Source organism: Streptococcus vestibularis, from assembly GCF_900636445.1.
In the GTDB taxonomy this organism is placed as follows: Bacteria; Bacillota; Bacilli; order Lactobacillales; family Streptococcaceae; genus Streptococcus; species Streptococcus vestibularis.
Map to the genome: position 1 here is coordinate 18,550 of NZ_LR134275.1, position 18,389 is coordinate 36,938.

At 40.5% G+C, this 18,389-nt stretch carries 11 protein-coding genes, 17 tRNA genes, 2 rRNA genes and 3 pseudogenes; 28 read left to right on the forward strand and 5 right to left on the reverse strand.

The genetic code is table 11. From position 1 onward, the window contains the following. Positions 1-107 precede the first annotated feature (107 nt). From EL076_RS00095 to EL076_RS00200, 22 genes are all read left to right on the forward strand, one after another. A 23S ribosomal RNA gene (locus EL076_RS00095) occupies positions 108-3,007 on the forward strand. Positions 3,008-3,090: 83 nt separating this feature from the next. Further along, a 5S ribosomal RNA gene (rrf, locus tag EL076_RS00100) occupies positions 3,091-3,206 on the forward strand. 5 nt (positions 3,207-3,211) lie between these two features. After that, positions 3,212-3,284: transfer RNA gene (locus EL076_RS00105), tRNA-Val, on the forward strand. A 2-nt stretch (positions 3,285-3,286) separates the two neighbouring features. Then, a tRNA-Asp gene (locus EL076_RS00110) sits at positions 3,287-3,359 on the forward strand. A 19-nt stretch (positions 3,360-3,378) separates the two neighbouring features. Beyond that, positions 3,379-3,451: transfer RNA gene (locus EL076_RS00115), tRNA-Lys, on the forward strand. Between the two features lie 5 nt (positions 3,452-3,456). After that, positions 3,457-3,538 (forward strand) — tRNA-Leu (locus EL076_RS00120). A 13-nt stretch (positions 3,539-3,551) separates the two neighbouring features. After that, positions 3,552-3,624, forward strand: a tRNA-Thr gene (locus EL076_RS00125). 6 nt (positions 3,625-3,630) lie between these two features. Next, a tRNA-Gly gene (locus tag EL076_RS00130) sits at positions 3,631-3,702 on the forward strand. A 6-nt stretch (positions 3,703-3,708) separates the two neighbouring features. Continuing rightward, positions 3,709-3,794: transfer RNA gene (locus EL076_RS00135), tRNA-Leu, on the forward strand. Between the two features lie 14 nt (positions 3,795-3,808). Beyond that, positions 3,809-3,882, forward strand: a tRNA-Arg gene (locus tag EL076_RS00140). 6 nt (positions 3,883-3,888) lie between these two features. Next, positions 3,889-3,962: transfer RNA gene (locus tag EL076_RS00145), tRNA-Pro, on the forward strand. Between the two features lie 5 nt (positions 3,963-3,967). Beyond that, positions 3,968-4,041: transfer RNA gene (locus EL076_RS00150), tRNA-Met, on the forward strand. Between the two features lie 14 nt (positions 4,042-4,055). Then, positions 4,056-4,129 (forward strand) — tRNA-Ile (locus EL076_RS00155). Between the two features lie 20 nt (positions 4,130-4,149). Then, positions 4,150-4,239 (forward strand) — tRNA-Ser (locus EL076_RS00160). 9 nt (positions 4,240-4,248) lie between these two features. Next, positions 4,249-4,322 (forward strand) — tRNA-Met (locus EL076_RS00165). Between the two features lie 3 nt (positions 4,323-4,325). Beyond that, positions 4,326-4,398, forward strand: a tRNA-Phe gene (locus EL076_RS00170). A 12-nt stretch (positions 4,399-4,410) separates the two neighbouring features. After that, positions 4,411-4,481: transfer RNA gene (locus EL076_RS00175), tRNA-Gly, on the forward strand. 33 nt (positions 4,482-4,514) lie between these two features. Beyond that, positions 4,515-4,588 (forward strand) — tRNA-Ile (locus tag EL076_RS00180). Positions 4,589-4,592: 4 nt separating this feature from the next. Further along, positions 4,593-4,680 (forward strand) — tRNA-Ser (locus EL076_RS00185). 56 nt (positions 4,681-4,736) lie between these two features. Beyond that, positions 4,737-5,567, forward strand: coding sequence for a rod shape-determining protein MreC (gene mreC / locus EL076_RS00190; RefSeq protein WP_039976005.1), 831 nt, complete (start codon positions 4,737-4,739; stop codon positions 5,565-5,567). 1 nt (position 5,568) lies between these two features. Next, positions 5,569-6,093 (forward strand): rod shape-determining protein MreD, encoded by a 525-nt coding sequence (gene mreD / locus EL076_RS00195; RefSeq protein ID WP_126428861.1) that lies wholly within the window; start codon positions 5,569-5,571, stop codon positions 6,091-6,093. Positions 6,094-6,177: 84 nt separating this feature from the next. Next, positions 6,178-7,578 carry a PcsB-like coiled-coil domain-containing protein gene (locus tag EL076_RS00200; protein WP_003091848.1) on the forward strand — a complete coding sequence of 467 codons (1,401 nt, stop codon included), beginning with the start codon at positions 6,178-6,180 and terminating at the stop codon, positions 7,576-7,578. A gap of 238 nt (positions 7,579-7,816) precedes the next feature. On the opposite strand, the gene EL076_RS00205 is transcribed toward EL076_RS00200, so the two are convergent. The 4 genes and pseudogenes from EL076_RS00205 to EL076_RS10125 all read right to left on the reverse strand — a co-directional run bounded on the left by EL076_RS00205 (position 7,817) and on the right by EL076_RS10125 (position 11,303). Continuing rightward, a complete protein-coding gene (locus EL076_RS00205) occupies positions 7,817-9,010 on the reverse strand; it encodes an IS110 family RNA-guided transposase (RefSeq protein WP_126428863.1) in 1,194 nt (397 codons plus the stop codon). 278 nt (positions 9,011-9,288) lie between these two features. Beyond that, positions 9,289-10,538 (reverse strand): annotated as a pseudogene (locus EL076_RS00215) (ISL3 family transposase). Positions 10,539-10,679: 141 nt separating this feature from the next. Next, positions 10,680-10,904 (reverse strand): annotated as a pseudogene (locus EL076_RS10530) (transposase); the annotation flags it as partial. Between the two features lie 123 nt (positions 10,905-11,027). After that, positions 11,028-11,303 (reverse strand): helix-turn-helix domain-containing protein, encoded by a 276-nt coding sequence (locus tag EL076_RS10125; protein ID WP_232009650.1) that lies wholly within the window; start codon positions 11,301-11,303, stop codon positions 11,028-11,030. A gap of 254 nt (positions 11,304-11,557) precedes the next feature. On the opposite strand from EL076_RS10125, the gene EL076_RS00225 reads away from it, so the two are divergent. Continuing rightward, positions 11,558-12,523, forward strand: a complete 966-nt coding sequence (locus EL076_RS00225; protein ID WP_003091847.1) for a ribose-phosphate diphosphokinase — start codon at positions 11,558-11,560, stop codon at positions 12,521-12,523. A 51-nt stretch (positions 12,524-12,574) separates the two neighbouring features. Here EL076_RS00225 and EL076_RS00230 read toward each other — a convergent pair. Continuing rightward, a pseudogene (locus EL076_RS00230) lies at positions 12,575-13,809 on the reverse strand (ISL3 family transposase); the annotation flags it as partial. Between the two features lie 211 nt (positions 13,810-14,020). Here EL076_RS00230 and EL076_RS00235 point away from each other — a divergent pair. The 5 genes from EL076_RS00235 to purC all read left to right on the forward strand — a co-directional run bounded on the left by EL076_RS00235 (position 14,021) and on the right by purC (position 18,371). Continuing rightward, complete coding sequence (locus EL076_RS00235) at positions 14,021-15,196, forward strand: pyridoxal phosphate-dependent aminotransferase (protein WP_003098238.1); 1,176 nt, start codon at positions 14,021-14,023, stop codon at positions 15,194-15,196. Continuing rightward, positions 15,183-15,956: a DNA repair protein RecO gene (recO, locus tag EL076_RS00240; RefSeq protein WP_126428865.1), complete on the forward strand. Its 774-nt coding sequence runs from the start codon at positions 15,183-15,185 to the stop codon at positions 15,954-15,956. Before EL076_RS00235 ends, recO begins: the two co-directional genes overlap by 14 nt. 175 nt (positions 15,957-16,131) lie before the next feature. After that, a complete protein-coding gene (gene plsX / locus EL076_RS00245) occupies positions 16,132-17,136 on the forward strand; it encodes a phosphate acyltransferase PlsX (RefSeq protein WP_126428867.1) in 1,005 nt (334 codons plus the stop codon). Next, on the forward strand, positions 17,136-17,366 hold the full coding sequence (locus EL076_RS00250; RefSeq protein ID WP_126428869.1) for a phosphopantetheine-binding protein: 231 nt from the start codon (positions 17,136-17,138) through the stop codon (positions 17,364-17,366). Before plsX ends, EL076_RS00250 begins: the two co-directional genes overlap by 1 nt. A 297-nt stretch (positions 17,367-17,663) precedes the next feature. Beyond that, on the forward strand, positions 17,664-18,371 hold the full coding sequence (gene purC, locus EL076_RS00255) for a phosphoribosylaminoimidazolesuccinocarboxamide synthase (RefSeq protein ID WP_126428871.1): 708 nt from the start codon (positions 17,664-17,666) through the stop codon (positions 18,369-18,371). Positions 18,372-18,389: the final 18 nt, after the last annotated feature.

Consider the following 18,389-nt stretch of genomic DNA (forward strand, 5'->3'; position numbering starts at 1 on the left):
ATATCTATATCAAATTCCATATGTAAGTAATTACATATAGATAGTAACAAGAAAATAAACCGAAACGCTGTGAATATTTAATGAGTTAGGTCGAAAGGCCAAAATAAGGTTAAGTTAATAAGGGCGCACGGTGGATGCCTTGGCACTAGAAGCCGATGAAGGACGTGACTAACAACGAAATGCTTTGGGGAGCTGTAAGTGAGCAATGATCCAGAGATGTCCGAATGGGGGAACCCGGCAGGTAATGCCTGTCACTCATTACTGTTAAGGTAATGTAGAGGAAGACGCAGTGAACTGAAACATCTAAGTAGCTGCAGGAAGAGAAAGCAAAAGCGATTGCCTTAGTAGCGGCGAGCGAAACGGCAAGAGGGCAAACCGAAGAGTTTACTCTTCGGGGTTGTAGGACTGCAACGTGGACTTAAAGATTATAGAAGAACTACCTGGGAAGGTAGGCCAAAGAGAGTAATAGCCTCGTATTCGAAATAGTCTTTATACCTAGCAGTATCCTGAGTACGGCGAGACACGAGAAATCTCGTCGGAATCTGGGAGGACCATCTCCCAACCCTAAATACTCTCTAGTGACCGATAGTGAACCAGTACCGTGAGGGAAAGGTGAAAAGCACCCCGGGAGGGGAGTGAAATAGAACCTGAAACCGTGTGCCTACAACAAGTTCGAGCCCGTTAATGGGTGAGAGCGTGCCTTTTGTAGAATGAACCGGCGAGTTACGATATGATGCGAGGTTAAGTTGAAGAGACGGAGCCGTAGGGAAACCGAGTCTTAATAGGGCGCATTAGTATCATGTCGTAGACCCGAAACCATGTGACCTACCCATGAGCAGGTTGAAGGTGAGGTAAAACTCACTGGAGGACCGAACCAGGGCACGTTGAAAAGTGCTTGGATGACTTGTGGGTAGCGGAGAAATTCCAAACGAACTTGGAGATAGCTGGTTCTCTCCGAAATAGCTTTAGGGCTAGCGTCGATGTTAAGTCTCTTGGAGGTAGAGCACTGTTTGGGTGAGGGGTCCATCCCGGATTACCAATCTCAGATAAACTCCGAATGCCAATGAGATATAATCGGCAGTCAGACTGCGAGTGCTAAGATCCGTAGTCGAAAGGGAAACAGCCCAGACCACCAGCTAAGGTCCCAAAATATATGTTAAGTGGAAAAGGATGTGGGGTTGCACAGACAACTAGGATGTTAGCTTAGAAGCAGCTATTCATTCAAAGAGTGCGTAATAGCTCACTAGTCGAGTGACCCTGCGCCGAAAATGTACCGGGGCTAAAACATATTACCGAAGCTGTGGATACCTTTATAGGTATGGTAGGAGAGCGTTCTATGTGCGAAGAAGGTGTACCGTGAGGAGTGCTGGAGCGCATAGAAGTGAGAATGCCGGTATGAGTAGCGAAAGACAGGTGAGAATCCTGTCCACCGTAAGACTAAGGTTTCCAGGGGAAGGCTCGTCCGCCCTGGGTTAGTCGGGACCTAAGGAGAGACCGAAAGGTGTATCCGATGGACAACAGGTTGATATTCCTGTACTAGAGTATATAGTGATGGAGGGACGCAGTAGGCTAACTAAACCAGACGATTGGAAGTGTCTGGCCAAGCAGTGAGGTGTGATATGAGTCAAATGCTTATATCTCTAACATTGAGCTGTGATGGGGAGCGAAGTTTAGTAGCGAAGTTAGTGATGTCACACTGCCGAGAAAAGCTTCTAGCGTTAATTATACTCTACCCGTACCGCAAACCGACACAGGTAGTCGAGGCGAGTAGCCTCAGGTGAGCGAGAGAACTCTCGTTAAGGAACTCGGCAAAATGGCCCCGTAACTTCGGGAGAAGGGGCGCTGACTGATGGTCAGCCGCAGTGAATAGGCCCAAGCAACTGTTTATCAAAAACACAGCTCTCTGCTAAATCGTAAGATGATGTATAGGGGGTGACGCCTGCCCGGTGCTGGAAGGTTAAGAGGAGTGCTTAGCGTAAGCGAAGGTATGAATTGAAGCCCCAGTAAACGGCGGCCGTAACTATAACGGTCCTAAGGTAGCGAAATTCCTTGTCGGGTAAGTTCCGACCCGCACGAAAGGCGTAATGATTTGGGCACTGTCTCAACGAGAGACTCGGTGAAATTTTAGTACCTGTGAAGATGCAGGTTACCCGCGACAGGACGGAAAGACCCCATGGAGCTTTACTGCAGTTTGATATTGAGTATCTGTACCACATGTACAGGATAGGTAGGAGCCTATGACCTCGGGACGCCAGTTTCGAGTGAGGCGTTGTTGGGATACTACCCTTGTGTTATGGCTACTCTAACCCAGATAGGTTATCCCTATCGGAGACAGTGTCTGACGGGCAGTTTGACTGGGGCGGTCGCCTCCTAAAAGGTAACGGAGGCGCCCAAAGGTTCCCTCAGAATGGTTGGAAATCATTCGCAGAGTGTAAAGGTATAAGGGAGCTTGACTGCGAGAGCTACAACTCGAGCAGGGACGAAAGTCGGGCTTAGTGATCCGGTGGTTCCGTATGGAAGGGCCATCGCTCAACGGATAAAAGCTACCCTGGGGATAACAGGCTTATCTCCCCCAAGAGTTCACATCGACGGGGAGGTTTGGCACCTCGATGTCGGCTCGTCGCATCCTGGGGCTGTAGTCGGTCCCAAGGGTTGGGCTGTTCGCCCATTAAAGCGGCACGCGAGCTGGGTTCAGAACGTCGTGAGACAGTTCGGTCCCTATCCGTCGCGGGCGTAGGAAATTTGAGAGGATCTGCTCCTAGTACGAGAGGACCAGAGTGGACTTACCGCTGGTGTACCAGTTGTTCTGCCAAGAGCATCGCTGGGTAGCTATGTAGGGAAGGGATAAACGCTGAAAGCATCTAAGTGTGAAGCCCACCTCAAGATGAGATTTCCCATGATTTTATATCAGTAAGAGCCCTGAGAGATGATCAGGTTGATAGGTTAGAAGTGGAAGTGTGGTGACACATGTAGCGGACTAATACTAATAGCTCGAGGACTTATCCAAAGAAAGTAACTGAGACATATTGACAACGATTTGGTTTCTTGATACAGTATAGATATTCAATTTTGAGTTGAGAATACTCAGAGTTAAGTGACGATAGCCTAGGAGATACACCTGTTCCCATGCCGAACACAGAAGTTAAGCCCTAGTACGCCTGATGTAGTTGGGGGTTGCCCCCTGTTAGATACGGTAGTTGCTTAGCACAAAGGGAGTTTAGCTCAGCTGGGAGAGCATCTGCCTTACAAGCAGAGGGTCAGCGGTTCGATCCCGTTAACTCCCATAGGTCCCGTGGTGTAGCGGTTATCACGTCGCCCTGTCACGGCGAAGATCGCGGGTTCGATTCCCGTCGGGACCGTTCAAGTAGAAATATTTGAGACTCGTTAGCTCAGTTGGTAGAGCAATTGACTTTTAATCAATGGGTCACTGGTTCGAGCCCAGTACGGGTCATATATGCGGGTGTGGCGGAATTGGCAGACGCACCAGATTTAGGATCTGGCGCTTAACGGCGTGGGGGTTCAAGTCCCTTCACCCGCATTAGAAAAAGTTAGCCGGCTTAGCTCAGTTGGTAGAGCATCTGATTTGTAATCAGAGGGTCGCGTGTTCAAGTCATGTAGCCGGCATAAAACGCGAACGTAGTTCAGTGGTAGAACATCACCTTGCCAAGGTGGGGGTCGCGGGTTCGAATCCCGTCGTTCGCTTGAGGAGCCGGGGTGGCGGAACTGGCAGACGCACAGGACTTAAAATCCTGCGAAAGGAAACTTTCGTACCGGTTCGATTCCGGTCCTCGGCATAATTTAATAATAAGCACCCTTAGCTCAACTGGATAGAGTACCTGACTACGAATCAGGCGGTTAGAGGTTCGACTCCTCTAGGGTGCATTTTATCGGGAAGTAGCTCAGCTTGGTAGAGCACTTGGTTTGGGACCAAGGGGTCGCAGGTTCGAATCCTGTCTTCCCGATTTATGGCGGTGTAGCTCAGCTGGCTAGAGCGTCCGGTTCATACCCGGGAGGTCGGGGGTTCGATCCCCTTCGCCGCTATATATGGATTACTTGGACCTTTAGCTCAACTGGTTAGAGCACTCGGCTCATAACCGAGCGGTCGTAGGTTCGAGTCCTACAAGGTCCATATATTATTTAATAATATTTGGAGGATTACCCAAGTCCGGTTGAAGGGAACGGTCTTGAAAACCGTCAGGCGTGTAAAAGCGTGCGTGGGTTCGAATCCCACATCCTCCTTATAATTAACGCGGGATGGAGCAGCTAGGTAGCTCGTCGGGCTCATAACCCGAAGGTCGTAGGTTCAAATCCTGCTCCCGCAATTTGGCTCGGTAGCTCAGTTGGTAGAGCAATGGATTGAAGCTCCATGTGTCGGCGGTTCGATTCCGTCTCGCGCCATTTTGTTGTTAAGCGGGTGTAGTTTAGTGGTAAAACTACAGCCTTCCAAGCTGTTGTCGCGAGTTCGATTCTCGTCACCCGCTTTATTTGGAAACAAATATCCAAGCATTTAGCTTGGGCGCGTAGCTCAGATGGTTAGAGCGCACGCCTGATAAGCGTGAGGTCGGTGGTTCGATTCCACTCGTGCCCATATTGGAGAATTACTCAAGAGGCTGAAGAGGACGGTTTGCTAAATCGTTAGGTCGGGTAACTGGCGCGGGGGTTCGAATCCCCCATTCTCCGTATTATGACGAATTATCTTTTAGATAATTCGTTTTCTTTTTTATAGAGGTGGCAAAATGAAAAATAGTTTTTATCGATTTCTTCTATACGCGTTTCTTCTTATTCTATTTTTTGTAATGCTTTTTTCTTTTGTTTTTACAAATAATAAATTGTCCAAGGATGTTTCTTCTAATGTCTCGGGTGTTGTGTCTAAAGTAGATTCTGTTATTTCTCTTCCATTTATTGCATTAGAAAAATCTCATGATGTTATTTCTGATTTTTTGTCAACCTATTCTGAGAATCGAGATTTAAAGAAATCATTATCTACTGTAGAAAATCAATCTGCTGTCATCTCTAATTTACAAGAAGAAAATGACTCTTTGAGAGCTTCTTTAAATCTTTCAGATAAACTTAGTCGTAATAATGTAATTACTGCTGAGGTTTCAATGCGCCCATCTGTTACTTGGTTGAAGGAATTAACGATTAATGTTGGAAAGTCTAAGAATGTTAGTAAGTCTATGTTGGCAACTTCTAATGGTGGAGTAATTGGTTTTATAACTAAAATTTATGATCATAGCACAACTATTTCTTTACTCTCTAATAGCTCAAATGATTCTTATATTGCTTCTAGTGTAAAAGGTGAGGATGAAAGTCAGATTTTTGGAATTATATCAAGTTATGATAATAAAAAGAAGCTTTTGGAAATGAGTCAGCTAAATTCATCTTCTGATGTTAAGGTTGGTTCTGAAGTGGTAACAAGCGGCCTGGATGAAGTTTCAGTAAAAAATGTCCCAATTGGTACGGTTGAATCTGTGATTGATTATGAAGGGAATCGTACGATTTTAGTTAAACCTTATGCTGATTTTGATAAAATTTCTTATGTTACTCTTGTTGGAGATGGTAAGTAATATGAAGTTTTTCAAGTTTTCTGCTATTCCATTCTTGTTGAGTATTATTCCTTTTCTATGGGATGGTCATATTTCGATGCTACTTAACCATTATTTTTCTCCAGAATTATTTCTATCGTCCCATCTCTTTATTATCTATATGTCCATCTTAACTCTTAGCCGTCCTAATAATTTTTCATTTCTATACCTTGTTTGTTTAGGATTTCTATATGATACATATTATTTCAAAACAGTCGGTATAGTAATTATAACTCTCCCACTTTTATCTTATCTATTAGCTCAACTATTGCGGTTTGTTAAGAGAAATGCTTATGTTGATTGTTTACTGGCCTTTTTATTCTTATTTTTCTTTGATACTATAAATTTTGGTTTTGCCTTATATTATGGCTTCACAAATGAGTCTATTAGTGATTTTATTATCTATCAACTCAGTCCTAGTCTAGTGTTTAATCTTTTAATTTTTATTTTGATCAAACCTATTGTCGAAAAATTATTTTTGTATCTGTCAGTTGATAGATTTAAATAAAACTGTAATATTAGCGTAACAAATTTTGTGCCATTTTTTGATACAATTAATGAGTCTTATCGAAAAGGAGTAGTATTTTATATTATGAAAAAACGTATTCTTTCAGCAGTGTTGGTAAGTGGTGTAACCTTATCAGCAGCTGCATCAGTACATGCAGAGGATTATGATTCACAAATCGTTGCTGCAGATAACGCAATTAGTAACCTTGCTTCTCAACAAGAGACTGCACAAGCGCAAGTTGCTACAATCCAATCTCAAGTATCTACACTTAGAACACAAAAATCAGAATTGGAAACTAAAAATGCTGAACTTGAAAAAGTATCAGCAGATTTGGAATCTGAAATTCAAGAATTATCAAGTAAAATTGTAGCTCGTCAAGATTCTTTGGCGAAACAAGCTCGTAGTGCTCAACAAAATAATACTGCGACTAGCTACATCAACTCTATCTTGAACTCTAAGTCAATCTCTGAAGCTATTACTCGTATCACAGCTATTTCAAAAGTTGTTACAGCTAATAATGACATGTTGACAAAACAAGAGTCTGATCAAAAAGAGCTTGCTGCAAAACAAGAAGAAAACCAAGCTGCTATTAATGAGATTGCAACTAATAAAGCAGAACTTGAAACTACAGAAGCTGGTTTGACAACTCAACAAGCAGAACTAGAAGCAGCACAAGTTGCTTTGGCTGCAGAATTGGCTACAGCTCAAGATGAAAAAACATCACTTGTTTCTGCTAAATCAACTGCAGAAGCAGTGGCAGCTTCAACTGCAGCATCAGTTGCTCAGTCTCAAGCAATTGCAGAATCAGAGGCAGCAGCACAAGCAGTAGCTTCTTCAGAAGCGGCAGCATTTGTAGCTCAATCAGAGGCGGCAGCAACTTCAGAAGCTACTGTTTCAGAAACAGCAACATCCTCAGAAGCAGCACAAGAACCTGTTTCATCAGCAACTTCAGAAACTACTCAAGCGCCTACTGCTCCAGCAACATCTGAAGCACAACTAGAATCAGCTGCTCCAGTAGCTTCAGAAGCACCAGCTCCTGCTAGCGAAGCACCTGTAGCAACTTCAGAAGCACCAGCAAGTCAAGCACCTGCAGCTTCAGAAGCACCAGCTCCAGCAGCTGAAACGCCTAAAGTATCAGCTGCCTCAACTCCTAATACATATCCTGTTGGTCAATGTACTTGGGGTGCTAAATCATTAGCTTCATGGGTTGGTAATTACTGGGGTAATGCTAAAAACTGGATTGCTAGCGCACAAGCAGCTGGCCACTCAGTTGGTACAACTCCTGTAGCCGGAGCAATTGCAGTTTGGCCAAATGATGGTGGTGGTTATGGTCACGTAGCTTACGTAACATCAGCATCAGGTGCAAATTCAATTCAAGTTATGGAATCAAACTATGCTGGTAACATGTCAATCGGTAACTACCGTGGTACATTTGATCCAACATCTTCAGCTCATGGTGGTTCTGTATACTATATTTACCCATAATGAATACAAAAAGGCGATTCGGCTATTCTCGAATCGTTTTTATTTGGCTCTTTTCTACCATTTGTCAAGTCTATCAAGGCTTTAAGTAAAAAAAGAGATAAGACAGTATCTATTCTGAGGTTACTGTCTTATTTTTAACACTTTTTGATCTATAAATGGGCATGCTAAAAAAACACCTCATCTGGTATTTTTTGAAACAAGGTGTTACAATAATACGGCATAGACAGCCTTATCGATTTTAGGCCAAAGAGTAATCATAAAGTTTGTTATGCGTAATGAGGTAATACATTGTTCGAATGAGACGATGTATAGAGGCAATCGTATGTGGCTTAGTTGAAGCTATTGTCGATTGTCTTTTTCGTTTCTCATAAAAGTCAGCGATATGGCAGGGATTGGTATGACTAGCTGAAGCGATGTTGTGAATGCACTTGAACAAGATTTTTCTGGCATAGGGATTCCCTCGTTTAGTGATGTGTTCCTTGGCGAGAAAGTTCCCAGATTCATAGTGTCTCAGGTCAATGCCAATAAAAGCGTTGATTTGATTGGTAGACTGAAGGCGACGAATATCTCCCAATTTGCCAATGATAGATGTCGCTGTGGTTTCTGCGATGCCAGGAATTGACCGTAAGATGTCATACTCTGGTAAAGGCTGAGCTAGAGCTACCATGTCGTTTAAGACAACTTGTCTGCGTTCAGAAAGACGAAGCAACTCTTGAGCATAGTAACGAACCTCTTCAAGCATTGGAGAGGTTTTCTTGACCGCACAAAAAGATTGTTTAGCGAGTTTTATAAGTTTATCAGTTAGGTAAGCAATACGCTTTTCAGAGATGCGTTTGGAGGTAGATTGACGGATAATCTCACACAAGTTACTTTGAGATAGGCTTAATACAAACTCTTTGCATGGAAAAGCCATCACTAAGTTCCAATATTGCTCTCCAGTAGGTGTGGATAATAGATTTTCCAATTCAGGAAATGTGACTTGTAGGACCTTGTGCAGACGGTTTTTAGTTCGAACAAGATCTTCTGTCATATTTTGATAGAAACGGCTTAAATCACGCAGGTGTTGATAAACTTCTTCCTGCACGTAAGTTGGTTTACGATTGTGCACAAGCTGAGATTTAGCCAGCTTTTCAGCGTCAATTTTATCTGTTTTACGAACTCGCAGACTGTCCAATTGCTTCTTAGCTTCCAGTGGATTTAGCCGTGTGTAAGCGTAACTATATTCCTCAAGAAAGGCTTGAAGACGTCGAGAATAGACGCCTGTAGCCTCAAATATAATCTCAGGGTTATGAACAGTTTTCAAGTCGCCCAACAGGCGATTGAATCCAATGGTATCATTGAGTATGGTGTAGCCATGAACCTTCTCACCATTGACTAAAATGGCCACCTCAGAACTTGTTTTACTGACATCAATTCCAAATACTGCACGCATGACATTACCTCTTTTGTCTTGAATAATTCCATGTTTTAGTGATTTTATTTTCAATACGCGACGTTTAGCGTCCTACATACTTTGATCAAACTCCACCTAAAACAAGGTGTCTTGCCAGTTTGTCAAGCGACGTCTAGCGCCATAGAGCCCTACGACTTTACAAGACACCACTACTTTAACATAAAGAAAAAGTAGTGAGTACTCTCTCCCGTCGGAGATTTCTTCACTACTAATCTTAGTATGTTTGTCAACTGTAGTGGGTGACGAAAAGCTAACATCTAGAGAGAACCTGATAGGTTTTCTCTTTTTGTATGTTCAGAGTGATGAAAACACGCTTCCTAAAGTTAATAAAGTTTCTAAAACCGAAGCCCAACCGTTTGATGTCTTTAATCAACTTGTTGGTAGCTTCCAGTTTTGCGTTTGAATAGTCTGTTTCTAGTGCATTTTGGATGTATTGTTTGTGTCTAAGAAAAGTTCTAAAGACCGTTTGAAAATAGTGATTGACTTTGCTTCTATTTTCCTCTATCAGCTCAAAGAACTCATCTACTCTCTTCTCCTGAAAGTGAAAAAGCAAGAGCTGATAGAGGTTATAATAATTAGCGAGTTTCTCTGAGAAATTCAATGTCTTCTCAACAACTTCATGTGGAGTTAAGGTTTGACCAAAGGTCTTCTAGTGAAATGATTTACAATATAACTTACGGCTGTCCTTTTGGAAGAGTTTCCAGTGATTTTTTAAAGCTCGATAAGGTAGTGACTTCTTATCGAACTGGTTCATGGTTGCAATTCTAGTCTTTAAAAATGCTCTACCAAGGTGCTGGATAATGTGGAAACGATCAAGAACGATTTTAGCGTTTGGGAAAAGTTTTTTGGCTAGTGGAATATAAGCCCCAGACATATCCATCGTGATAAACTGCACCTTTTGTCGAGCTTTCAATGGATACTTCAAAAAGTAGTTTCGTATAGTGGTTTGACGGCGATTATCAAGGATAGTTATGAGTTTGTTTGTCTCATAGTTCTGAGCAACAAAAGCTAATTCCCCTTTCTTGAACCCAAACTCATCCCAGGACATTATAGCTGGGAGTTTGTCATAATGTTTCTTGAAAGTGAACTGGTCAAGCTTACGATAGACAGTGGACGTCGACACATGAAGTCTTCTGGCAATATCAGTTAGTGACACCTTCTCAGTTAGGAGTTGTGTAACCTTTTGTCGGACTAGATTGGAGATTTGGCAGTTTTTCTCAACGATTGATGTCTCAGCCACCGTTACTCTCTTACAACTTTTGCACTGGAAACGACGTTTTTTCAGACATAGTAGTGTCGGCGTTCCCGCTTGTTCGAGAAGAGGAATTTTAGAAGTTTTTTGAAAGTCGTACTTGATCATCTTTCCATGGCAATGAGGGCATGGTGGTGCAGGATAATCCAGTTTTGCTTGAACCTCGATATGAGTATCCGTTTCAAAAACAAGAGAAATAATGATGTTAGGGTCTTTAATTCCGATTAATTCTGTGGTATTCTTAATAAGTCTCATAAGTTCTTCCTAATGATGGTTTGGTTGCTTTTCATTATAGTTCTTATGGGACTTTTTGTCTGCATTCAAAAAGCTCCATAATCTCTACAGTGGTTTTACCCACTACAGAAATTATAGAGCCTTTTATTTTATCTTGAATTGTCAAATTAAGTGTATACTTTCCCCATAGAATACTTCATAAGGTGTCTTCCTGTTAAAACATTTTCGTGCCCTATTATTAAGTTTGTTCTCCCACAGCTGAATAGCCTGCACATCAACCAATGTTAAATCACTTCCTTTTGGAAAATATTCTCTTAGTAGTCCATACGTATTCTCATTAGTCCCTCGTTGCCATGGAGTATGGGGATCAGGAAAATAGACTTCAATTTTTACATGAGATAGTGAGTTATCATCAAAATGCCCTCTGTAAATGGATCTATAGATTGTTTGATAACTAATAACAGTTTTCCCATACTCTAATCTCAACTGACCTTCTATTTCTTCAGGAGACTATTGGTAATCGAGAAATAAATGTTTGACGGTATTGCTTAAATTGTGATCTATTTCAAGCATGCGTTTCCGCCCATAGTGTGATTTAGCAATATAGTAGGATTTCTGTGCATGACTTGGAGAATAGCTTCCTTCTTTTAGATGTCGCTTCCATTCACGACTAATACTAGACGGATGACGATGAAATAACTTAGCAATTTGAGAAAAATTTAGGCCTTGCGTACGGTAAATGAGAATACTTTCACGCTCGTCTATGAAAAAATGATGATAGCTCATAAGATTTCCTTTCGTAACTAGTTCGTTCAATTCTATTTTACTAGAAAATCTTATGAGTTTTTATTGTGCACTTATATTGTATATTCAAGGTATAAATAATATCTTCAGCCTGGGAAAATAATGGTGTATGAAAAAAATCTAGACTAAGGGGAAATATTTTTATCCTTGTTAAGTTCATGTGACACCATTTATTTGGCGTTGAAAATCAACTTAAAAAAAGGTAGAATGGTTTAGTAGATATTTTGGAGGAAATCATGTCTTATACGAATTTAAAGTTATTTGCTTTGTCGTCTAACCAAGAATTAGCAGCAAAAGTTGCTGATAAAATTGGTATTGAACTTGGAAAATCAAGTGTTCGTGAATTTTCAGATGGCGAGATTCAAGTTAATATTGAAGAGTCTATTCGTGGTCATCACGTTTTTATTCTTCAATCTACAAGCTCTCCTGTAAATGATAACTTGATGGAAATCTTGATTATGGTTGATGCGCTAAAACGTGCTAGCGCTGAGACAATCAGTGTTGTTATGCCTTATTATGGATATGCACGTCAAGATCGAAAGGCACGTTCACGTGAACCAATCACATCTAAGTTGGTTGCTAATATGCTCGAGGTTGCAGGTGTTGACCGTCTTTTGACAGTTGACCTTCATGCTTCTCAAATCCAAGGATTCTTTGATATCCCAGTAGATCATTTGATGGGAGCGCCTCTTATCGCAGATTATTTTGATCGTGCTGGTCTTATGGGTGATGATGTGGTTGTTGTTTCTCCAGATCATGGTGGTGTTACTCGTGCGCGTAAACTTGCTCAATGTTTGAAAACACCAATCGCTATCATTGATAAACGTCGTAGTGTTGATAAAATGAACACTTCTGAGGTTATGAATATCATTGGTAATGTTGAAGGGAAAACATGTATCTTGATTGATGATATGATTGATACTGCGGGTACCATCTGTCATGCAGCGGATGCACTTGCTGAAGCTGGTGCAACTCATGTCTTTGCATCGTGTACTCACCCTGTATTGTCAGGTCCAGCTCTTGATAATATTCAAAAATCTGCTATTGAAAAGCTTGTTGTGCTTGACACGATTTATCTTCCAGAAGAGCGTTTGATTGATAAGATTGAACAAATTTCTATTGCTGATTTGATTTCTGAAGCAATCATTCGTATTCATGAAAAACGCCCATTGTCACCATTGTTCGAAATGAGTCATAAATAGATTAAAGCGGTTTTTTGTCAACTGTAGTGGGCGACGAAAAGCTAACATCTTGAGAGGACCGGATAGGTCCTCTTTTTATGTATGTTTAGAGTGATGAAGACACGTTTCTTAAAGTTGATGAAGTTTCTAAAACCGAAGCCCAACCGTTTGATGTCTTTGATCAATTTATTAGTTGCCTCCAGTTTTGCGTTTGAATAGTCCGTTTCTAGTGCGTTTTTGATGTATTGTTTATGTTTAAGAAAAGTCCTAAAGACTGTTTTGAAGTAATGATTGGCCTTGCTTATATTCTCCTCTATGAGTTCAAAAAAATCATCCCCCCTCTTCTCCTGAAAGTGAAACAGCAAGAGCTGATAGAGGTTATAATAATTAGCGAGTTCTTCTGAGAAATTCAGTGTCTTCTTAACGACTTCATGTGGAATTAAGGTTTGACCAAAGGTCTTTGAGTGAAATGATTTACAAGATAACTTACGGCTGAGTCTCCAGTGATTTTTTAAAGCTCGATAAGGTAGTGACTTCTTATCAAACTGGTTCATAATCGCAATTCTTGTCTTTAAAAAGGCTCGACCAAGGTGCTGGATGATGTGGAAACGATCAATAATGATTTCGGCGTTTGGGAAAAGTCTGCGAGCTAGTGGGATATAGGCTCCTGACATATCCATTGTAATAAACTGTACCTTTTGTCGAACTTTCAATGGGTACTTCAAAAAGTGGTTTCGAATCGTGGTTTGACGGCGATTATCAAGGATGGTTATGAGTTTGTTGGTCTCATAGTTTTGCGCCACAAAAGCCAACTCACCTTTCTTGAACCCAAACTCATCCCAAGACATAACAGCTGGGAGCTTGTCATAATGCTCCTTGAAAGTAAACTGGTCAAGCTTACGATAGACAGTGGATGTCGACACACGAAGTATTCTGGCAATATCCGTTAGTGACATCTTCTCAGTTAGGAGTTGTGAGACCTTTTGACGGACTAGATTTGAGATTTGGCAGTTTTTCTCAACGATTGATGTCTTAGCCACCGTGATTCTCCTACAACTTTTACACTGAAACCGACGTTTCTTCAGACGTAGCAGTGTCGGCGTTCCCGCTTGTTCGAGAAGAGGAATTTTAGAAGGTCTTTGAAAGTCGTACTTGATCATCATTCCATGGCAATGAGGGCATGATGGTGCAGGGTAATCAAGTTTTGCTTGAATCTCGATATGAGTGTTAGTTTCAAAAACAAGTGAAATCTTGATATTTTGGTCTTTAATTCCGATTAGTTCTGTGGTATTCTTAATAAGTCTCATAAGTTCTTCCTAATGATGGTTTGGTTGCTTTTCATTATAGTTCTTATGGGACTTTTTGTGTACACTTAAAAAGCTCTATAATCTCTACAGTGGTTTTACCCACTACAGAAATTATAGAGCCTTTAAAGCTAGCCTAGGCTAGTTTTTTGGTGTTTAAATGCGTTTGAGTTTTTGATATAATGTTAGGCATAATTGCAAAGAGGTGACTGTGATGGATTTAACACAACGTTTTAATAAAAATTTAGATAAGATTGAAGTCTCAATGATTCGTCAGTTTGACCAATCAATTTCAGATGTTCCAGGTATTAAAAAGTTGACGCTTGGAGAACCTGATTTTACGACTCCAGATCATGTGAAAGAAGCAGCTAAAACTGCGATTGATGCGAACCAGTCACACTATACAGGTATGGCTGGACTTCCTGATTTGCGTCAAGCTGCTGCGAATTTTGTTAAGGAAAAATACAATCTAACTTATAACCCAGATAATGAAATTTTGGTAACTATTGGGGCCACAGAAGCTCTTTCTGCGACTTTAACAGCTATTTTGGAGCCAGGTGATACGATTCTTTTGCCTGCACCAGCCTATCCAGGATATGAGCCAATTGCAAATCTAGTTGGGGCTGAGATTGTTGAAATTGATACAACAGCTAATGATTTTGTTTTGACACCGGAGATGTTAGAAAAGGCAATTTTAGAGCAAGGGAATAAGCTTAAGGCTGTTTTACTTAACTACCCAACCAACCCAACAGGTGTGACTTATTCACGCCAACAGATTGAAGATCTTGCTGAAGTTCTGAAAAAATATGATATTTTTGTTGTTAGTGATGAAGTATATTCAGAACTAACTTATGTAGATCAACATGTTTCTATTGCTGAATATTTGCCTGAGCAAACTATTTTAATCAACGGCTTGTCGAAATCTCATGCGATGACAGGATGGCGTATTGGTTTGATTTTTGCACCAGCAAGTTTGACGGCTCAGTTGATTAAGAGTCACCAGTATTTGGTGACGGCTGCAGCTACTATGGCACAATTTGCAGCTATCGAAGCATTATCTGCTGGTAAGGATGATGCACAACCAATGAAAGTTGAGTATTTGAAACGTCGTGATTATATTCTTGAAAAAATGACTGAACTTGGTTTCAAAATTATTAAACCTGATGGTGCCTTTTACATCTTTGCTAAGATTCCAGAAGGATATAATCAAGACTCCTTTAAGTTCTGTCAAGACTTTGCTCGTGAAAAAGCTATTGCTATTATTCCTGGCGTTGCTTTTGGGAAATATGGCGAAGGCTATGTTCGCTTGTCGTATGCAGCTAGCATGGACACTATTGAAACAGCTATGACTCGTTTGAAAGAGTTTATGGAAGAACATGCAGAAGCTTGAGAGTAGGGGGCTCGTCCTCTTCAATCGTAATTATCGTGAGAATGATAAGCTGGTTAAGATTTTTACTGAACAAGCTGGTAAACAGATGTTTTTTGTTAGAGGTGGTGGGTCAGGTAAATTGAGTGCTGTGATTCAACCTTTAAACATCGCTGAATTTATGATGACTGTAAATGATGAAGGTTTATCTTTCATAGAGGATTATAGTCAGGCAGAGTCTTTTAAGGAAATTACAAGTGATATTTTTAAGCTGTCTTACGCGACCTATTTAGCTGCCTTGACTGATGCTGCTATTGCTGACGGTGTGGTAGATGCGCAACTATTTGCATTTTTAGAGAAAACCCTTGAGTTAATGGAAGAGGGCTTAGATTATGAAATATTGACTAATATCTTTGAGATTCAAGTTTTGGACCGTTTTGGCGTACGATTGAACTTTCATGAATGTGTCTTTTGTCATCGTGTTGGTCTTCCTTTTGATTTCTCGTATAAGTTCTCAGGTTTACTTTGTCCCAATCATTACGAAGAAGATGAAAGGCGTAGTCATTTGGACCCTAATGTGCCTTATCTTTTAGATCGTTTTCAGGGTCTTTCGTTTGAAGAATTGAGAAGCATATCTGTTAAGGATGATATGAAACGAAGGTTGCGACAATTTATTGATGAGCTTTATGATAATTATGTTGGGATTCATCTTAAAAGCAAGAAGTTTATTGATAATCTAAATTCTTGGGGTCACATTATGAGTAAAGAAGATAGTGCTGATTAAGCATTATCTTTTTTTGTTTCACGTGAAACAGGAATGTAGAGGTTTTCAGTTTCCGGGGTTAAAATGCAGGTCAGTTCGTGCTATAATAAGAGGACAATAAGCTGAAAAACTCTGCTAGGGATAGTGACCGAGGGATGTCTATTGTTTAAGAGCAGAGGATGAGAGGGAGAATGCTATGCATGTAATTGCAGTGGATGCTATGGGTGGCGATAATGCGCCACAAGCGATTGTAGAGGGAGTTAACCAAGCTTTAGCAGAGTTCAAAGATATTGAAATCCAGCTTTATGGTGACGAAGCTAAAATCAAAAACTATTTGACAGCGAATGAACGTGTGAGCATTGTTCATACTGATGAAAAGATAAATTCGGATGATGAGCCCGTTAAAGCAATTCGAAAGAAAAAGAAAGCTTCGATGGTTTTGGGTGCACAAGCTGTTAAGGATAAAGCAGCGGATGCTGTAATCTCTGCAGGGAATACAGGTGCTCTTTTGGCTGCCGGTCTTTTTGTTGTTGGACGTATTAAGGGAGTTGAACGACCAGGTCTTATGTCAACGATGCCAAGTTTTACTGGTCAACCCTTTGATATGCTTGATCTAGGAGCTAATGCTGAAAATACAGCTAATCACTTACATCAATATGCTATTTTAGGCTCTTTCTATGCTAAAAATGTACGTGGAATTGCCAACCCTCGTGTAGGCCTACTTAATAATGGGACTGAGAAAACAAAGGGGGATAGTCTTCGTAAGGAGGCTTTTGAGCTTTTATCCAAGGAAGCAAGCATTAACTTCATTGGTAATGTCGAGGCGCGTGAAATCATGTCTGGAGCTGCTGATGTGGTAGTGGCTGATGGTTTTACAGGAAATGCGGTTCTTAAGGCAATTGAAGGAACTGGACTTGGCACAATGAAGACTCTTAAGTCAGCCATAATGAATGGTGGTCTCAAAGCTAAATTAGGTGCCTTCCTCTTGAAGGATAGACTTAAAGGCATGAAAGAGACGATGGATTACTCAAGTGCCGGTGGGGCTGTTCTTTTTGGTCTCAAGGCTCCTGTAGTAAAATGTCATGGATCTAGTGATGCTAAAGCAGTCTACTATACCATTAAGCAGGTTCGTACGATGCTCGATACTAAGGTGGTAGAGCAACTAGTTGACGCTTTCGACCCGGAAGAGGAGACTAACTGATGAGTAGAGTAGAAATTCTTCAGAAAATGCAGCTCGTTATTCAAGAGCAATTGGGTAGAGAGGATATTGTTTTAACCGAAGCTACCAAATTAGAGGACCTGGGTGTAGATTCAATAGAGCTTATGGAATTCATTATTAATTTGGAGGATGAGTTTGCCCTAGAGATTTCTGATAATACCATTGATCATATGGATAAGGTATCAGATTTGTTAGACTATTTGTCTGAGTAATTGAATAATAAATAAGAAAATTAGACTCTAGTTGTTAGATTCTAGAGGAATATAATAATGAAGCAACCATATGTTGCATGGTTATCATTTTATTGGAGTGAGATAAAAAGCTAAAAGTTACATTGATTTAGCACTATCTCACTCTTTTTTTCTATACATTTTTATTAAAAAACTCCAAGCAACACTATAAAACCGAACATTATTTATTTAATTGATAAATAAAGTTTGCTATATGTTTGTTTTTGGTTTTTCGTGTGGTATAATTAAGATGAATAAACTTGAAAGGCGAACAATACCATGTCAAACCAACTGATTTATACTGGGAAAGCTAAAGATATTTATAATACAGAAGACGAAAATGTGATTAAGTCGGTCTATAAGGACCAGGCAACCATGCTTAATGGTGCTCGTAAGGAGACTATTAAGGGTAAAGGTGTGCTAAATAATCAGATTTCGTCTCTTATTTTTGAAAAATTGAATGCTGCGGGTGTAGCTACTCACTTTATTGAACGTATTTCTGACACCGAACAACTCAACAAGAAGGTTACTATCATTCCTTTGGAGGTTGTGCTTCGTAACGTGACTGCAGGTTCTTTCTCAAAACGATTCGGTGTTGAAGAAGGTTTGGAATTGAAAACTCCAATCGTTGAATTTTACTACAAAAACGATGATTTGGATGATCCATTCATCAATGATGAGCATGTGAAGTTTTTGGATATTGCCAATGATGAGCAAATTGCTTATATCAAGGAAGAAACACGCCGTATCAATGAATTGCTGAAAGATTGGTTTGCACAAATTGGTCTTCGTTTGATTGACTTCAAATTGGAGTTTGGTTTTGATAAGGATGGCAAGATTATCTTGGCAGATGAATTTTCACCAGATAACTGCCGTCTTTGGGATGCGGAAGGACACCATATGGACAAGGATGTTTTCCGTCGTGATCTCGGTAGCTTGACAGATGTGTATGAAGTTGTATTGGAAAAATTGCAAAGCTTGAAGTAAAGTTTTACTTGGTCGTCA

Coding starts and splice junctions, on each gene's coding strand:
- mreC (WP_039976005.1), top strand. CDS start 4,737: ATGAAAAATAGTTTTTATCGATTTCTTCTATACGCGTTTCTTCTTATT.
- mreD (WP_126428861.1), top strand. CDS start 5,569: ATGAAGTTTTTCAAGTTTTCTGCTATTCCATTCTTGTTGAGTATTATT.
- EL076_RS00200 (WP_003091848.1), top strand. CDS start 6,178: ATGAAAAAACGTATTCTTTCAGCAGTGTTGGTAAGTGGTGTAACCTTA.
- EL076_RS00205 (WP_126428863.1), bottom strand. CDS start 9,010: ATGCGTGCAGTATTTGGAATTGATGTCAGTAAAACAAGTTCTGAGGTG.
- EL076_RS10125 (WP_232009650.1), bottom strand. CDS start 11,303: ATGAGCTATCATCATTTTTTCATAGACGAGCGTGAAAGTATTCTCATT.
- EL076_RS00225 (WP_003091847.1), top strand. CDS start 11,558: ATGTCTTATACGAATTTAAAGTTATTTGCTTTGTCGTCTAACCAAGAA.
- EL076_RS00235 (WP_003098238.1), top strand. CDS start 14,021: ATGGATTTAACACAACGTTTTAATAAAAATTTAGATAAGATTGAAGTC.
- recO (WP_126428865.1), top strand. CDS start 15,183: ATGCAGAAGCTTGAGAGTAGGGGGCTCGTCCTCTTCAATCGTAATTAT.
- plsX (WP_126428867.1), top strand. CDS start 16,132: ATGCATGTAATTGCAGTGGATGCTATGGGTGGCGATAATGCGCCACAA.
- EL076_RS00250 (WP_126428869.1), top strand. CDS start 17,136: ATGAGTAGAGTAGAAATTCTTCAGAAAATGCAGCTCGTTATTCAAGAG.
- purC (WP_126428871.1), top strand. CDS start 17,664: ATGTCAAACCAACTGATTTATACTGGGAAAGCTAAAGATATTTATAAT.